Source organism: Streptomyces sp. a15, from assembly GCF_059026085.1.
The window spans coordinates 36714-50126 of the sequence record NZ_JBWLKM010000008.1 but is presented as its reverse complement, the minus strand read 5'-3'; the positions used below and the strand labels follow the sequence as shown (position 1 = coordinate 50126).

The window sequence follows — 13413 nt, the reverse complement described above, 5'->3', positions numbered from 1 at the left end:
GCTTCCGTTGGGCGAACACGGATTCGACAACGGGAGCGAACATGATTGTGGTGACCGGAGCCACGGGCAACGTCGGACGGCCGCTGGTACGGGCGCTCGTCACGGCCGGCGAACAGGTGACGGCGGTATCGCGAGGCATCTGCGCGCAGGACCTGCCGACGGGGGCAGGGCCGGGAGTACGACACCATCAGGCCGACCTGTCGGACCTGACCGACCCGGAGAGCCTCGCCCCCGCGCTCGACGGCGCCGACGCGCTGTTCCTGCTGACCTCGGGCGACTTCGTATCAGCCGGTGGCAGCGTCGGCGACGTCCTCGATGTCGCGCGGACCGCCGGGATCCGCCGGGTGGTCCTGCTGTCCTCCCAGGGCGTCGCCACAGGCAGCCACCCCGCGACACTGGAGGACGCCGTCACGCAGTCGGGCCTGGAATGGACCCTGCTGCGGCCGGGCGGTTTCGACTCCAACACCCTGCAGTGGGCCGACATGGTCCGCACCCGACGGACGGTGGCCGCGCCCTTCGGCGACATCGCCCTGCCGACCATCGACCCGACCGACATAGCCGAGGTCGCCGCCGCGGCACTACTGGACACCGGCCACGCCGGCAACGCCTACGAGCTGACCGGCCCGGCCCCGATCTCCCCCCGCCAACAGGCGTCCGCGATCGCCGACGCGCTGGGGGAACCGGTGACGTTCGTCGAGCAGAGCCGCGAGGAGGCCCGCGCCCAGATGCTGCGGTTCATGCCCGAGCCGGTGGTCGAGGCCACGCTCGGCATCCTGGGCACGCCGAAACCCGCCGAGCAGCGGGTGAGCCCTGACGTCGAGCGGGTCTTGGGGCGACCGGCTCGTACGTTCGGCGAGTGGGCTGCGCGCAATGTCGGGGCCTTCAAGTAGGGCGACGGCTCTCCTCCTGCTTCAAACGAGCCGCGAGGTCAATGCCCTCCTGTACGGCGGTGTCGAAGTCGGGGTCCTGGTAGAGACGGATCCTCCCCCGGTAGTCGACGATCACCGCGGCGACAGCTTTGAGGTCCGTCTCCGACGACGCCTCCAGCGCATGCTGAAGAGCTGGTGCAAAGGTCTCCCGGTCGCCCGGAAAGCCGTGCCCGGACCGAAGAGCAGCTCGAATGTCACCGGTGGCCTTCAACGGCAGCGCCGCAGGCCCGGGTATCTCCGAGTCCCCTGCGTTCACGATCGTTGGGTCCTTGCTGGCAGCTGTCTCCTGCATTGAGGCACCTCCGCTCAGAGATCCAACAGTACGATCCGGCCGGTCATCAGCACGTCGTGGTTCGCGAAGAGTGCGTCGAGGTCGAAGCGCCGTTTGATGTGGGCCGCCCACTTCGCGTACGGCAGGTCCGTGTGCGCCTTGACCACGCGGGCGCGGCTCGCCTGCGTGAGAATCCAGCGGGCCTGGGCAGGACGTTGCTGATGCCGCCGAGATCGTAGGCGAGGCGCCACAGCTCTTCGCCATCGCTGCCCGCATCGACGACAGTGACGAGCCCGATGTCGCCGAGGCAACGCTCGTCACTGGACTGCGTGGTGTAGGCGACGATGAGACCTTCCAGCGGGAAGACGGTCACGCGGCTGGTCGCGGTCAGCTCGGTGAGGGACAAGGGGCGGGGTCCGTTCTGGCACAGGGGGCGGGCGGACCGACCGGGGAGGCCGACCCGCCCAACCCGGGGGATGGATCAGCAGCAGGGACCGTCGCCGCAGCACGCAGGCGGGTTGCAGTCCGCGGCCGTACCCCACAGCCGCTCGTCGACCTCGAAGCCGGCGGACCTGATCCGGTCCACGACGTCGACCATCAGCCCGCGCGTGCGCACCTTCGAGTTCGGCTGGTGATGCAGGAAGTAGCCGAAGCTCCTCTCGCACCAGTCGGCGTACCAACCGGTGTGCAGGATGAGCGTGTGCCACCCCGGATCGACCTGCTGCGAAGGCGCCATGGCGGCCCCCGCACCGGATGAGCCCATGACGAAGACCATCGCGAGGGCCTGGTCGACGACACGGTCGGCGACACAGCGCTCCAGGCCGTACTCGTCAGCGCAGAACGCGGCGAGCATGTCGAACTCAGCGTCCGTGACGAGGGATTGGCCGGTGCGGAGTCCGGCGGCAGCGGCGGTCGTCATCGGAAGCCTCCCTTCGTACCACTGTCGTTCCTGGGTGGAGTCGGACCCGGTGGCATGTCGGGACCGGTCGGGGTTGTGTGCAGCACGGATTCACCTCACCGTGGGGTGGACCTTCGGGCAGCCCTCTCCTCAAGTGCTGAATGCCTGTCGTGTGCTCAAGGGAGAGGGGGTTTGCAGACCGCGGCGCGACGTCGTGCGGACAGGCCGCGCGGCGGAAGACGGCCGAGCGGGCGGTCAGACCAACGTCTGCTGGACGAGCTGCCGGTGGCCGGCGTCGACCAGGTCTCGCACCGCCTGTGGCCTGCACAGGTCGCCGTCGTAGCGAGGCGGAACGACCCAGTACGTTCCGGGCGGCTCCCGGCGATCGATGCGCGGGACGCCCAGATACGTGTCGTCCCGAAGGCACGGCGCGCTGCGGTTGTAGTCCCAGACCAGGCCGGCGTGCCACTGGATGAGGGCGTAGTACGTCGGGCCCGCGGTGCGGTTGTCGTGGATGACGGGACCGCGCAGCCGTTCAGACAGAGCCTCGGCCACCACGCTCGGGTCGTCGGAGTCCAGCGCGGCGTACACCAGCACCCCCGAGAGCCTTACAGCGGCGAATCGTTGACCAAGAGGTAAAAGCGCTACCCCCTGGTTCGACCATTCCGCCCGTGCCTGCTCCGGCGCTGGGTGCGCTCCCGCGAGCCACTCCGTGATCGTTCTGTCCAAAGTCTCTTGTCTGTCCATGGCCTGCCCTCGTCGGCGCTTGCGATCAGGTACGGCACATAGAGTTCATGAGTGGAATCGCCAATTCGAGGACTCTGACAGGCCATCAATAGGGCTTTAATAGGGCCTGGATGACACCCTGAGAGTGATCACACGCCCAACACTGGACTTGCTGTGCCATGGTTGCAGCAGCCGCTACCAGGAGGTGTGTTCCTTGCCCCGGCCCACAGGCAACGTCCGTCTCAAGGCCGCCCGTGTAGCTGCGGGCTTCAACTCGCAGCAGGACCTGGCCGACGCCCTGACCCGGAACGCCAGGCAGATGGGTATTCGCGGCCTGTCTGTCGGCGTACGGCAGGTTCGCCGATGGGAGTCCGACAACCCGCCGTGGCCGCAACCTGACTGCCAGCGTGTACTGGTCCACCTGTTGGGCCAAAGCATGGAAGCTCTCGGCTTCACACCCCCATGGGGCTCGGACGGACCCCAGCCCAATCACACCCGGCGCCCGCTGGTGGCCGGTGGTACCGCCGCTCTCGGACCGGCGGTGGTGCCCGGACGGGTCGTCGCAGCGCTTCAACCAGCTACAGCAGGCGCAGACTTCGACGCTGTGACGCGCTCCCACCGCCGGCTCTACTGGTCGGTCGCACCGACCACGCTGCACCCCGCCGTCATCGCGCACGCGACGCTGGGGTGTGCGCTGCTCCCCGAGACGACGGACACCACTCGTCGTACGATCGCGGCCGCGTTGGCGGAGACGTATCTGCTCGCCGGTCGGATCGAGTTCTTCGACCTCCGCGAACCGAGCACGGCGAACGACACCCTCCTCCTCGCGTTGCAAGCCGCGGGCCAGGCCGACGACCCCCTACTCGGCTCGGCGATCCTCGCGCACATGGCGTTCGTCCCGGGCTGGGCGGCCGATCGCGACGCAGCCTTGGAGCGAATGATCGCGGCACGCACCTACGCTCGGCGCGTCCCCGCTTCGGCAGCATTCCTCGCATGGCTGGACGCGGTGGAAGCCGAATGCGAGACCCGTTGCGGCAATGCGCGCACCGCCCTGCATCTGATCGGGCACGCCGAGGACATTCTCGAGACCGGCAACGAGCATTCCTCACCCGAGTGGATGGACTGGTTCTCTCCGGCCCGGCTGGCGGCGTTCAAGGGGAACACCCAGATGACCGCAGGGCACCTCGTCCAGGCTCGCGAGACGCTCCTCGGAGTCCTGGACGCGATGTCCCCCGGTGAGGACAAACAGCGCACCGTCGTCTACGGTGACCTCGCTGCTGTCGAGGCGGCGTCCGGAAACCTCGAGTCAGCCTGTGAGTACGCGGGTCGAGCACTCGATCAACTGGCCATCACCTGGTACGCGACGGGCATGGACCGCGTACGCGAGGTCCGCCGCACGTTGACCCCACACCAGCACCACCCCTGCGTCCGCGAGCTCGACGACCGGCTGTACGACTGGTCGACGACCATCAGCGCACTGGGCCGTTGAACACCCGGATGCTGTCGGGCAGTTCGAGCAGACTGTCGACACGGAAGGTCGGCAGCTCCCTGGCTTCCCGTGTGTTCCATTGGATGGTCGCCCACGGTCCGCGACGCACGAGCGCGGTGAGCATGCCGGCTTCGCGGGCCGGACGGATGTCGTTGTCGCATCGATCACCGACGTAAAGGATCTCGTCGGCCGGGAAGGGCACCACATCGGCGACCCGTTTGAAGAACTCGGGATCTGGCTTGCTGGCGCCCCAGTCGTCCGACGTACCGATCAGGTCGACGTCGTCGGAGAAGAGCGACCGCAGAATTCGCCCCGCCCGGACGGTCTGGTTGCCCGCGACGCCTAGCCAGAGTCCGTCGGCACGGAGTTGAGCGAGAGCCGGCCGAACGTCCCCGTACAGATCGCTCTCCCCGAACGTCTCCGCCTGCCCGGCAGCGGCCCGCTTCTCGCGCTCTTCGTAGAGGTCGAAACCGGGTCTGAACTCCTGGAAGGTCTCCCGGTAGTCGCGCCCCTGAGCGATGACGGCGCCGAACATCGCATGGAAGGTGTGCCGCGGCACGCCCAGCCAGTCGGCCCAGGTCCCGTACTCACGGGTTTCGTCTACAAGGCATTCACCGACGTCGAAGACCACTGCGCGAATCATGGGGGCAGGGTAGCGAGGCACCAGGCTCGGAGATTGAGTGCGCCAGGTCGTCGCCGGAGGCCCGTGCAGTGATACGCATCCTTGACCACTCGGCGTGTGCCTGATGCCCTTGGACGGTCGAGTGCCGATTTCGGGGGTCTCTTGGTGTCCAGGCTGGTTCAACCTGCGCTCTTACGGTTTGACCACAGCGGCACGGTGACCGTATGAGACTGAGACGAGGCGTGGCCGTAGCCGTAGTGGCCGGCGGCGGTGCCGTCACCACGATGCTCGTCGGTCTGGTCACGAACGCCGTCCCGGAGCAGTCGGGTTGGCCCGCCTGGCTGGGCTGGTTACAAGAGCATCCCTGGCTGTCGTTCGTCCTGCTGGGGACGGTCACGGCCGGGCTGACGGCGTTGCTCGCCGCGCTGGACGACCGCCGTGCACCGGACGGGAGTCCGGAGCCGACAGTCCGCTCGGATGACGGGTCGGGCCTGCCCGGCGCGGCCCTGGTGCTGCGGTCGCTGCCGCGCGATGCCACCGCGTTCACCGACCGCGCTGCCGAGCTGGAGTCTCTGGTGCGTTCGGTGCGTGCCGCGCAGGAGACCGGTGAGGTCCTGCCGGTTCATGTGATCGACGGGATGCCTGGGGTCGGAAAGACGACCTTCGCCGTCCACGCCGGTCATGTGCTGGCCGAGCGGTTCCCGGACGGGCAGCTCTTCGTGAACCTGAACGGGCATACGACGGGCCGTAGCCCTGTGCAGGCGACCGAGGCCCTGGCCTCGCTGCTCGCGGCCGCCGGCGTGCCGACGCAGCAGATACCTGTCGGTGACGACGTGGGGGCGATCACGGAGGCGCGGGCTGTCATGTGGCGCAGCCGGCTTGCGGGGAAGCAGGCGCTGCTCATCCTCGACAACGCGGCCAGTTACCGGCAGCTGGAGCCGCTGCTCCCAGGTGGGAGCGGCTGTCTCGTGCTGGTGACCAGTCGTAAGCGGCTGGCCGCGCACGAGGAGGTGGTGGTGCCGGTGGAGGCGCTGCCGCCGGATCACGCGGTCGACCTGTTCGTACGGCTCAGTGGGCGGCCGGCGGATGCGCTCGACCGGGATGCGCTTGAGGAGCTCGTACGGCTGTGCGGGTATCTGCCGCTCGGGGTGTCGCTCCTCGCGGCACGGTTGCGGCACCACCCGTCCTGGAGCGCCGACGACCTGCGCGAACGACTCATGGCGGCCCGGGACCGGCTCGGCGAACTGCGGGCCGGGGAACGCGCGGTCGCCGCGACGTTCGAGCTGTCCTACCGGGACCTCCCGCCGGAGCGGCAGCGCTTCTTCCGGAGCCTCGGTTTCTACCCCGGCACGGATCTCGACGCGTACGTCGCCGCCGCGCTCGGTGCGGAGTCGATGACGGCGGCCCGTGATCAGCTCGACGCGCTCTACGACGCCCACCTGATCGACGAGCACCCCGGCAGCCGGTACCGGCTGCACGATCTCCTGCGCGACTACGCGCGCGGTCTTGCTGACGAAGGAGACAGCATGGACCACGTACAGGCCGTTCGACGTGTGTGCACCTACTACCTCGCCGTTCTCGCCGTCGCCAACGAGCGCATCGTCCGCAGCGGTGCCGCGGTGCTACCACCTCCAGACGGCGCTCAGCAGGTGGAGACCCCCGCCCTGGAGTCCCGAACGGACGCCCTGAGCTGGCTGGAGAACGAGCGCGCGAACATCCTGGCCTGCATCCGGAGAGCGAACGGGCTCGCCCTCTACGACGCCGTGATCCGGATGGCCGCGGCCATGGCACCCTTCCTGCGCCAGTCCGGACCCTGGGACCAGGCAGTGGGGCTCCATCGGACCGCCGCCGCGGCCGCCCGGCACACCGACGACCGACAGGCCCTGGCCGACGCACTTGCCGAACTCGGCGTCGTACGGCGCTTCATGGCCGCCTACTCCGCGGCAACCGAAGCGCTGAACGAGGCGGTGACGCATTACGACGCGGTCGGCGACCGGCGCGGCAAGGCGGACGCCTTGAACCAGGCGGGCATCGTCTGGTACCTGACCGCGGACAACGACGCCTCCGCCCGTGCCCAGACAGAGGCCCTCGCCCTCTACCGGGAGCTCGGCTACCGGCTCGGGCAGGCCAACGCACTCGCCGACCTCGGCATGGTGCGTCGCCAGACCAGCGACTTCGACGCGGCCGTCGCGGCCCAGTCCGAGGCCCTGTCGATCTACCGCGAGCTCGGCGACCGTTACGGAGAGGCCAACTCGCTGCGGGACCTGGGCGTCATCCACTGCCTAATGGGCGAGTACGAGCGGGCTGGCGAGCGGCACCGCGAAGCGTTCGACATCTACAGGGAACTCGACGACCGGGTCCATCAGGCGTACGCCCTGAACGAGTTGGGTGTCGTGCGACGGCTCACCGGCGATCTGGATGGCGCGCGCGAGGCCCACACCCAGGCCCTGGAGCACTACACCGAACTCGGCGAGCGCTTCGGCCGCGCGAACAGCGTCCGCCACCTCGGACTGCTGGACCGCCTGTCCGGGGACGCGGCAGCGGCGGTCCGGGGGCTGGAGGAAGCCCTGGAGGCGTACCGCGAACTCGGCAGCCGCGGAGGCGAGGCCGCCGCGCTCAGCGAGCTCGGGGCCGCCCACGCAGTCCTCGGTGAACGGGACGGTGCCGTCGAAGCATTCGAGCGGAGCCGTCAGATCCTGCGCGAGCTCGGCGACCGAAGCGGCGAGGCGGAAGTGCTGAACCACTGGGGAGCGCTGTTGCGTACTTCTGGTGACGCGGCCGCGGCACGCGGGCGGTTCGAGCAGGCGCTGGGCCTGGCCCGGGACATCCGCTGCCCGCTGGAGGAGGCGCGGGCGCTGGAGGGCATCGGACGGTGCGACCGGATGACCGACGGTCCCGCAGCCGCCGACCGGTCGCTGCGCGAAGCCCTGACCGTGTACCAGCGGTTGGGCGTGAGCGCGTCGGCCGATGACGTCCAACGGCTCCTGGCGTCGCAGGCGGGATGACCCGGGGACCTGGCCGGATTCTCTGTGTCGCGGTGAGCGGCGGGGCTGCTACGTTGCGAGCCGATTGTCGCTTCAACCACCGCCGTCGCCCGTGCCTGTCCTCTCCGGCATGTCCAACACGAGGAGCGTTGAATGCCGTCACGCACGTCCGTTTCCGCGCCGCACGCCACGGCCTCCGCAGATCGGGAACCCGACCAGGGCAACGTGGTCCTCGACCGCGTCGCCGCCCGCGTACGGCAGCGGCGGGCAGTCGAGCAGGCCACGACGAACCGTGTCGGCGACGGCTCCCACGCGGCTTCGCTCATCTGGCCTTGGCCCCTGTGAGCCCGCACGCTCGATGATCCCGCTCGAAGTCACCGCCCCTTTCCGGACGTTCATCCTGAAGGCCGTCAACCGCTGCAACGTGGACTGCGACTACTGCTTCGTCTTCAACTCCAAGGACCAGGTGGCACGGCGGCTGCCCGCACGGATGGACCTGGACGTGGCCCGGGCCGCAGCCCGGCGGATCGGCGAACACGCGGCAGCGCACGGGCTGCCGACCGTGCATGTCGTGCTGCACGGCGGAGAACCGCTGCTCGCCGGGGTCCGCCACATGGCCGATCTGCTGGGCACCGTCCGGGAAGGGATTCCAACGGGCACCGAGGTCCGCTTCGAGCTCCAGACAAACGGAACCCTTCTCTCCGAAGCGTGGCTGGACCTCTTCGATCAGTACGAGGTGGTCGTGGGCGTCAGCCTCGACGGACCGCCCACTGCGAACGACCGGCACCGGCTCACGCACAGCGGGCGGTCGAGCGCCGCCGCCACGGTGCGAGGCATCGAACTACTGCGATCCCGGCCGCACCTGTTCGCGGGACTGCTCGCCGTCGTGGACTTGGCCAACGACCCGGTCGAGGTCCACGACTATCTGGCCTCCTTCGAGCCACCAGTGATCGACTTCGGCCTGCCGCACGGGACTCACGACGACCCACCGCGCCGCAAAGACCCCGACGTGCCCGAGTACGGACTGTGGATGAGCCGCGTGTACGACGCCTGGCTCGCCCACCCTGACCACCAGCACAGCGTCCGGATGCTGGAGGACGTCGTAGCGCTCAGCTCCGGCGTGCGGGGCTCGGTCGAGACACTCGGCCTCGCCCCGCCGACCAGCGTCGTCATCGAGTCCGACGGCACCGTCGAGGGCGTGGACACCCTGCGGTCCGTCGAGGAGGGTGCCTCCTGGCTCGGACTCGACGTCTTCGACCAGTCCTTCGACGACGCCCTCGCCCATCCGAAGCTCCAGCACCGGCTGTACGGCAAGGATGCGCTCGCCGAGCAGTGCCAGCGCTGCCCGCTGGTGGAGGTGTGCGGCGGGGGCTACCTCCCGCACCGGTTCAGCACGGCCAGCGGCTACCTCAACCCCTCCGTCTACTGCGCGGACCTGGAGTACCTCATCCGGCACGTCCAGAAATCACTGCGCCGGCACGGCTGGGATCCATACACCCCGACTGCCGCCTCGCCTCCGTAGCCGAGCCGCACCATCACGATGGACGCAGGCGTTGAAGACAGCGAGCCCAGCCGAGCCGAGAGCGACACGAGAACGACAGGAGATGCACGCCGATGAGCGCGACGATCCGTCCCGCCGAGAAGGGGGACGCCGTGGCCCTGGCCGAACTGATCGAGGAGATCGAGCGGTTCTACGGGGCGACCGATGTCCAGCCTTTCGAGGAACGCCAGGCCCAGGTCGAGGAGGCGCTCTTCGGCTCCCCGCCCCTTGCATCCGCTCTCGTGGTCGAGGACGAGGAGGGAGAGCTGGTCGGCCTCGCCGCCTACTCCTTCCTCTGGCCGGCGGCGGGCTCCTCCCACTCGCTCTTCCTCAAGGAGCTGTACGTCCGTGACACGCTCCGTCGGCAGGGAGTCGGCGCCCAGCTCATGAGCGAACTGCGTGTCCTGGCCGCCGCCCGCCCTGGCTGCAGCCGCGTCGAGTGGATGACGGACCGCAGCAACCCGGGCGCTCGTGCCTTCTACAAGTCGCTTGGGTTCGCGGAGTTCGACGGGAAGATCGTTTATCGGGTCGACAGCGGAGTGGCGTGAGCGCGGGCGGGTCGTGACGCCAGGGCCAGCGGCGGACGCTTTTCAGCGACCGAACGTGCTGGCCCGATGTCGAGTTCGATCAGGACGTCAACGTGCTCCGGCCCGACGAGGTAATTGCCCTGTGGCGTGAGATCAGCGGTCCCGACTCGGCATAACTCGGCACAGGCCCGAGCCTCAGGATGTACGCCGTCCAGGTCGCACGTGGCAGATCGGTGTACGCCTCCATCGTTCGCGCGCGGCTGGCCTGCGTGAGAATCCATCGGGCCCGGGCATGGCGTTGCTGATGGCCGCCGAGATCGCAGGCAAGGCGTCATAGCTCTGCGCCGTCGCCCTCCGCCTGGACGACAGTGCCGTGGCATGAGGTGGGTTGTTGCCTTGATGCCAGGTGACGGTCCTCAACCCAGAGGATCATTCAGCCGGAATGCCATCGTCAGGGGTCACCGCGACGATGGCTCCGGTGGGAGGCGGCGGCGCCGGTGTGTACACGTACGCCACCGCGAGCCCTGGCATTCCGCCCCGCGGCTCGATCCGCGTCTTGCGGACTTCGGTGCCGTTCTGACGGGGCGGCCCGAGCAGGACCCCGAGCCTGGGTACCTGTTCCAGCTCCTGCCGGAGCGTCTCCAGTGCCTGCTCGGCTCCGAGAGCCTTGGCCCGATCGGCCACCCGAGCTGTTACGGCCTGATCATGCCGCTCATCGGCCCTGTTCCTCCTGCTTCAACCGAGCCGTGAGGTCAATGCCCTCCTGTACAACGATGTCAAAGTCGGGATCCTGGTAGAGGCGGATCCTGCCCCGGTAGTCGACGATCACCGCGGCAACAGCGTTGAGATCCGTCTCGGACGATGCCTCCAGCGCACGCTGAAGATCTGCTTCAAAGAACTCCCGGTCCCCCGGAAAGCCATGCCCGGACCGAAAAGCAGCTCGGATGTCACCGATGGTCTTCAACGGCAGCGCCGCAGGCCCGGGCGTCTCCGCGTACTGTGCGCTCACGATCGTCAACTCCTTGCTGTCCGCTGTCCTAACTAAGAGAGCTTGGGGACATCACCTCGACGGCGGTGGATGGTCGGCGCCACTACATCCTTGGCTCGCTGGCACCCGACGACACTGAGGTTCGCGGACTCGTCGTCAAAACAATCCGCAAAACGAAGAGGCTTTTCAGTGAAGGAAAAAGACAAGATGATCTCGGGACTTCCGCAGTAGGTGAGTACCTGCGTTGGCCATGATGATGATCACCGTCGGCACCCGCGTCTCCGATCACTACCGAGATTCGCATGGCGAAGCCCAACATCCCCCCAAAGCCTTCAATTCCCTGCCCAGAGCCTCCTGCTGCTGACTATTGGTCCTCTGTCCGGAAAATTAGGGGCAGCCCATGCCGCGCTCTGGCTATGAACCAGTTCCATGCACCAGCCGAGAACGCAAGAGGTGGGCATCCTTGCCGCTTGGAGTCACGCACGAGCACGCCGGATGAAACGAAGGCAGTTTCAATGCATTCGGTAGCGTTACCGCCACTGTGAGATGACTTGAACCATATGGGCTGGGAACCAGCCTGAGGGGAAGCGGTCACTTCATAGCTCCTTGCGGGCGCGATGGATCATGGTGGAGGAAGCCTCCATGTCCAACGCTTGTGCGCGGAGGTACTCGAACGCAAGTCTGTATCGATCCAGTTCCTCATCCTTCTCCAGGAAGAGGGAGCCCGTGTGGAAGTCGACGTAGACCACGTCCAGGGTCGGTTCGCTGCCACCGATGATGACGAAGCTGCCGAGCGCCGCGGAGTGGGCGCCCTTGGAGAACGGAAGCACCTGGAGCGTGATGTGCGGTGACTCGTTCACTTCGAGCATTCTTCCGAGCTGCTCCTTCATGATCTCCGGTGAACCGACGACTCGGCGGATCACGGACTCATCGAGAATCGCCCATAGGTGCGGAGGCCTCGGCCGCGTAAGGATCTCCTGACGTCTCATGCGGATGTCCACGAGTCGCTCGATCTCAGTGGGCTCCAGGCGTACTTCGTTGGCCTGTTGCAGAGCTGTGCTGTATTCCCGCGTCTGCAAGAGCCCAGGGACGTAGACACAGGAGAAGTGGTCCTCGCGAACAGCCTCGTTCTCAAGCGTGAGCAAAAGGTTCATGCTCTCCGGGATGGAGTCGGCGAAGGGACTCCACCAGCCCTGTTGCTTGGCATCCTTTGCTAGTGCGACAACCGCCCGACGCTCAGCATCACTTACCCCGTACGCGCGGCAAAGTGCATCGATGACCAGCCATTTCACTGGTCCAGCCTGAGTCTCATAGCGGCTGACTGTCGCCTTCGAAACCCCGACGAGTCGCCCGGCCTCCTCCAGCGTCATGCCCTTGCGTGCCCGCAACTTGCGCATGGCAGCGCCAAGTTGGCGACGCCGAGTTGTGGCCCTTGTGGACATGGTGTGGTCCTCCCGGTGGGGTGCTGCACCACATGCCTGGTGAGCGTCAATCAGGCTAGGTGCGGCTGGAGTTGATCTACTACCGATTCACCCGATCGAGTTTCATGAGAAGTTACACAGCAAGACTTCTCAATGCCATACTCGTCACAAAGCGTTACACAGTGCAGCCGTATGGTTACGGCTGGCGCAGCGCTGTGGCGCGTGGGAGGGAGTGTGGCCATGTCGGAATACGGCAACTTCGAACCTCGGCTTCGCTGTGTCATGCCGTTCGAAGCCGTGCCTGCAGAGCTACGGCTGCTACGTAAGCGAGTCCGCTGCGCACTTGGGCAGTGGGGAGCGGCGGCCGTGGCCGATGAGGTGGAGCTTGCTGTAACCGAGCTCGCAACGAATGTTGTCAAGCATGTTGGGGAGGGAGCTGCTGCGACGTTGGTCCTGGAACCCAGGTCAGATCGGCTGCGTTTGGAACTCCACGACAAGAGTCACGAGGTGCCGACTCCGAGCTCAGGGAGCTGTGAGGACGAGTGTGGCCGCGGGCTCCATCTGCTCTCAGGGATGAGCCTGGGCTGGGGCACTCTTCTCACGGCGGCTGGTAAGGCAGTGTGGTGTGAAATCTCGCTGGACCCTGTGCCCCAGTGCACGCAAGTCCAGCGGGCAGCGGCCGTGCTCGATGAGTATCGCCGGGTGATCGGTGCCGACTCGACCGTCGTACCGACCTACGCCGTGCTGGAGGAATCGGTCACGGACGTCATTGCGGACCTGCTCCACTGGCTCGCAGCGCAGGGTGGAGACCCGGATGACGTTCTCGATCGGGCGCAGATGCATTTCGAGGCAGAGGCTGAGGCTGCGTAAGCCTGTGTACCTCTCCGTCCTCGCATCGGCGGGTTTCGTGTGGGACCCATGTCCATGAGTTGGGCGTGTGCTTCGTGGTGAGGCGCCGATCCCTCTTCTTTGAGGGAGCGGCGCCGCGCCGATACATCGAGGGCCTTCGTCACAAGTG

At 67.3% G+C, this 13413-nt stretch carries 15 protein-coding genes; 7 read left to right on the top strand and 8 right to left on the bottom strand.

The genetic code is table 11. The features are described 5' to 3' along the window. Nucleotides 1–41 precede the first annotated feature (41 nt). Complete coding sequence (locus AC5P09_RS11380; RefSeq protein ID WP_493873744.1) at nt 42–890, top strand: NAD(P)H-binding protein; 849 nt, start codon at nt 42–44, stop codon at nt 888–890. On the opposite strand, the gene AC5P09_RS11375 is transcribed toward AC5P09_RS11380, so the two are convergent. The 4 genes from AC5P09_RS11375 to AC5P09_RS11360 all read right to left on the bottom strand — a co-directional run bounded on the left by AC5P09_RS11375 (nt 883) and on the right by AC5P09_RS11360 (nt 2695). Further along, nucleotides 883–1185 carry a hypothetical protein gene (locus AC5P09_RS11375; RefSeq protein ID WP_493873743.1) on the bottom strand — a complete coding sequence of 101 codons (303 nt, stop codon included), beginning with the start codon at nt 1183–1185 and terminating at the stop codon, nt 883–885. The two genes, AC5P09_RS11380 and AC5P09_RS11375, sit on opposite strands and share 8 nt — an antisense overlap. A gap of 50 nt (nt 1186–1235) precedes the next feature. Next, complete coding sequence (locus AC5P09_RS11370) at nt 1236–1367, bottom strand: hypothetical protein (RefSeq protein ID WP_493873742.1); 132 nt, start codon at nt 1365–1367, stop codon at nt 1236–1238. A gap of 314 nt (nt 1368–1681) precedes the next feature. After that, on the bottom strand, nt 1682–2119 hold the full coding sequence (locus tag AC5P09_RS11365) for a UCP032817 domain-containing protein (protein ID WP_493873741.1): 438 nt from the start codon (nt 2117–2119) through the stop codon (nt 1682–1684). A 234-nt stretch (nt 2120–2353) separates the two neighbouring features. Next, entirely contained in the window at nt 2354–2695 is a 342-nt protein-coding gene (locus AC5P09_RS11360) for a hypothetical protein (protein WP_493873740.1), read from the bottom strand. A 343-nt stretch (nt 2696–3038) separates the two neighbouring features. Between AC5P09_RS11360 and AC5P09_RS11355 the strand changes: the two genes are divergently transcribed. Then, on the top strand, nt 3039–4313 hold the full coding sequence (locus AC5P09_RS11355; RefSeq protein ID WP_493873739.1) for an NsdA family TPR-like regulatory protein: 1275 nt from the start codon (nt 3039–3041) through the stop codon (nt 4311–4313). Here AC5P09_RS11355 and AC5P09_RS11350 read toward each other — a convergent pair. Next, nucleotides 4294–4956 carry an HAD family hydrolase gene (locus tag AC5P09_RS11350; RefSeq protein ID WP_493873738.1) on the bottom strand — a complete coding sequence of 221 codons (663 nt, stop codon included), beginning with the start codon at nt 4954–4956 and terminating at the stop codon, nt 4294–4296. The genes AC5P09_RS11355 and AC5P09_RS11350 overlap by 20 nt on opposite strands. Before the next feature lie 203 nt (nt 4957–5159). On the opposite strand from AC5P09_RS11350, the gene haaT reads away from it, so the two are divergent. From haaT to haaN, 4 genes are all read left to right on the top strand, one after another. Then, nucleotides 5160–7940 (top strand): cyclophane-containing RiPP biosynthesis TPR protein HaaT, encoded by a 2781-nt coding sequence (gene haaT, locus AC5P09_RS11345; protein ID WP_493873737.1) that lies wholly within the window; start codon nt 5160–5162, stop codon nt 7938–7940. Nucleotides 7941–8072: 132 nt separating this feature from the next. Next, nucleotides 8073–8264, top strand: coding sequence for a HaaA family cyclophane-containing RiPP peptide (gene haaA / locus AC5P09_RS11340; RefSeq protein ID WP_493873736.1), 192 nt, complete (start codon nt 8073–8075; stop codon nt 8262–8264). Between the two features lie 13 nt (nt 8265–8277). Next, on the top strand, nt 8278–9441 hold the full coding sequence (locus AC5P09_RS11335; RefSeq protein ID WP_493873735.1) for an FxsB family cyclophane-forming radical SAM/SPASM peptide maturase: 1164 nt from the start codon (nt 8278–8280) through the stop codon (nt 9439–9441). A gap of 92 nt (nt 9442–9533) precedes the next feature. Further along, nucleotides 9534–10007: a cyclophane-containing RiPP N-acetyltransferase HaaN gene (gene haaN / locus AC5P09_RS11330; protein ID WP_493873734.1), complete on the top strand. Its 474-nt coding sequence runs from the start codon at nt 9534–9536 to the stop codon at nt 10005–10007. Nucleotides 10008–10698: 691 nt separating this feature from the next. On the opposite strand, the gene AC5P09_RS11325 is transcribed toward haaN, so the two are convergent. From AC5P09_RS11325 to AC5P09_RS11315, 3 genes are all read right to left on the bottom strand, one after another. Next, entirely contained in the window at nt 10699–10995 is a 297-nt protein-coding gene (locus AC5P09_RS11325; RefSeq protein ID WP_493873733.1) for a hypothetical protein, read from the bottom strand. 343 nt (nt 10996–11338) lie between these two features. After that, the gene (locus AC5P09_RS11320; protein WP_493873732.1) at nt 11339–11569 is read right to left on the bottom strand and encodes a DUF397 domain-containing protein; all 231 of its coding nucleotides are present in this window, start codon (nt 11567–11569) and stop codon (nt 11339–11341) included. Between the two features lies 1 nt (nt 11570). After that, entirely contained in the window at nt 11571–12416 is an 846-nt protein-coding gene (locus AC5P09_RS11315) for a helix-turn-helix domain-containing protein (protein ID WP_493873731.1), read from the bottom strand. A 219-nt stretch (nt 12417–12635) separates the two neighbouring features. Here AC5P09_RS11315 and AC5P09_RS11310 point away from each other — a divergent pair, with 219 nt between their 5' ends. Continuing rightward, nucleotides 12636–13265 carry an ATP-binding protein gene (locus tag AC5P09_RS11310; protein ID WP_493873730.1) on the top strand — a complete coding sequence of 210 codons (630 nt, stop codon included), beginning with the start codon at nt 12636–12638 and terminating at the stop codon, nt 13263–13265. Nucleotides 13266–13413 lie beyond the last annotated feature (148 nt).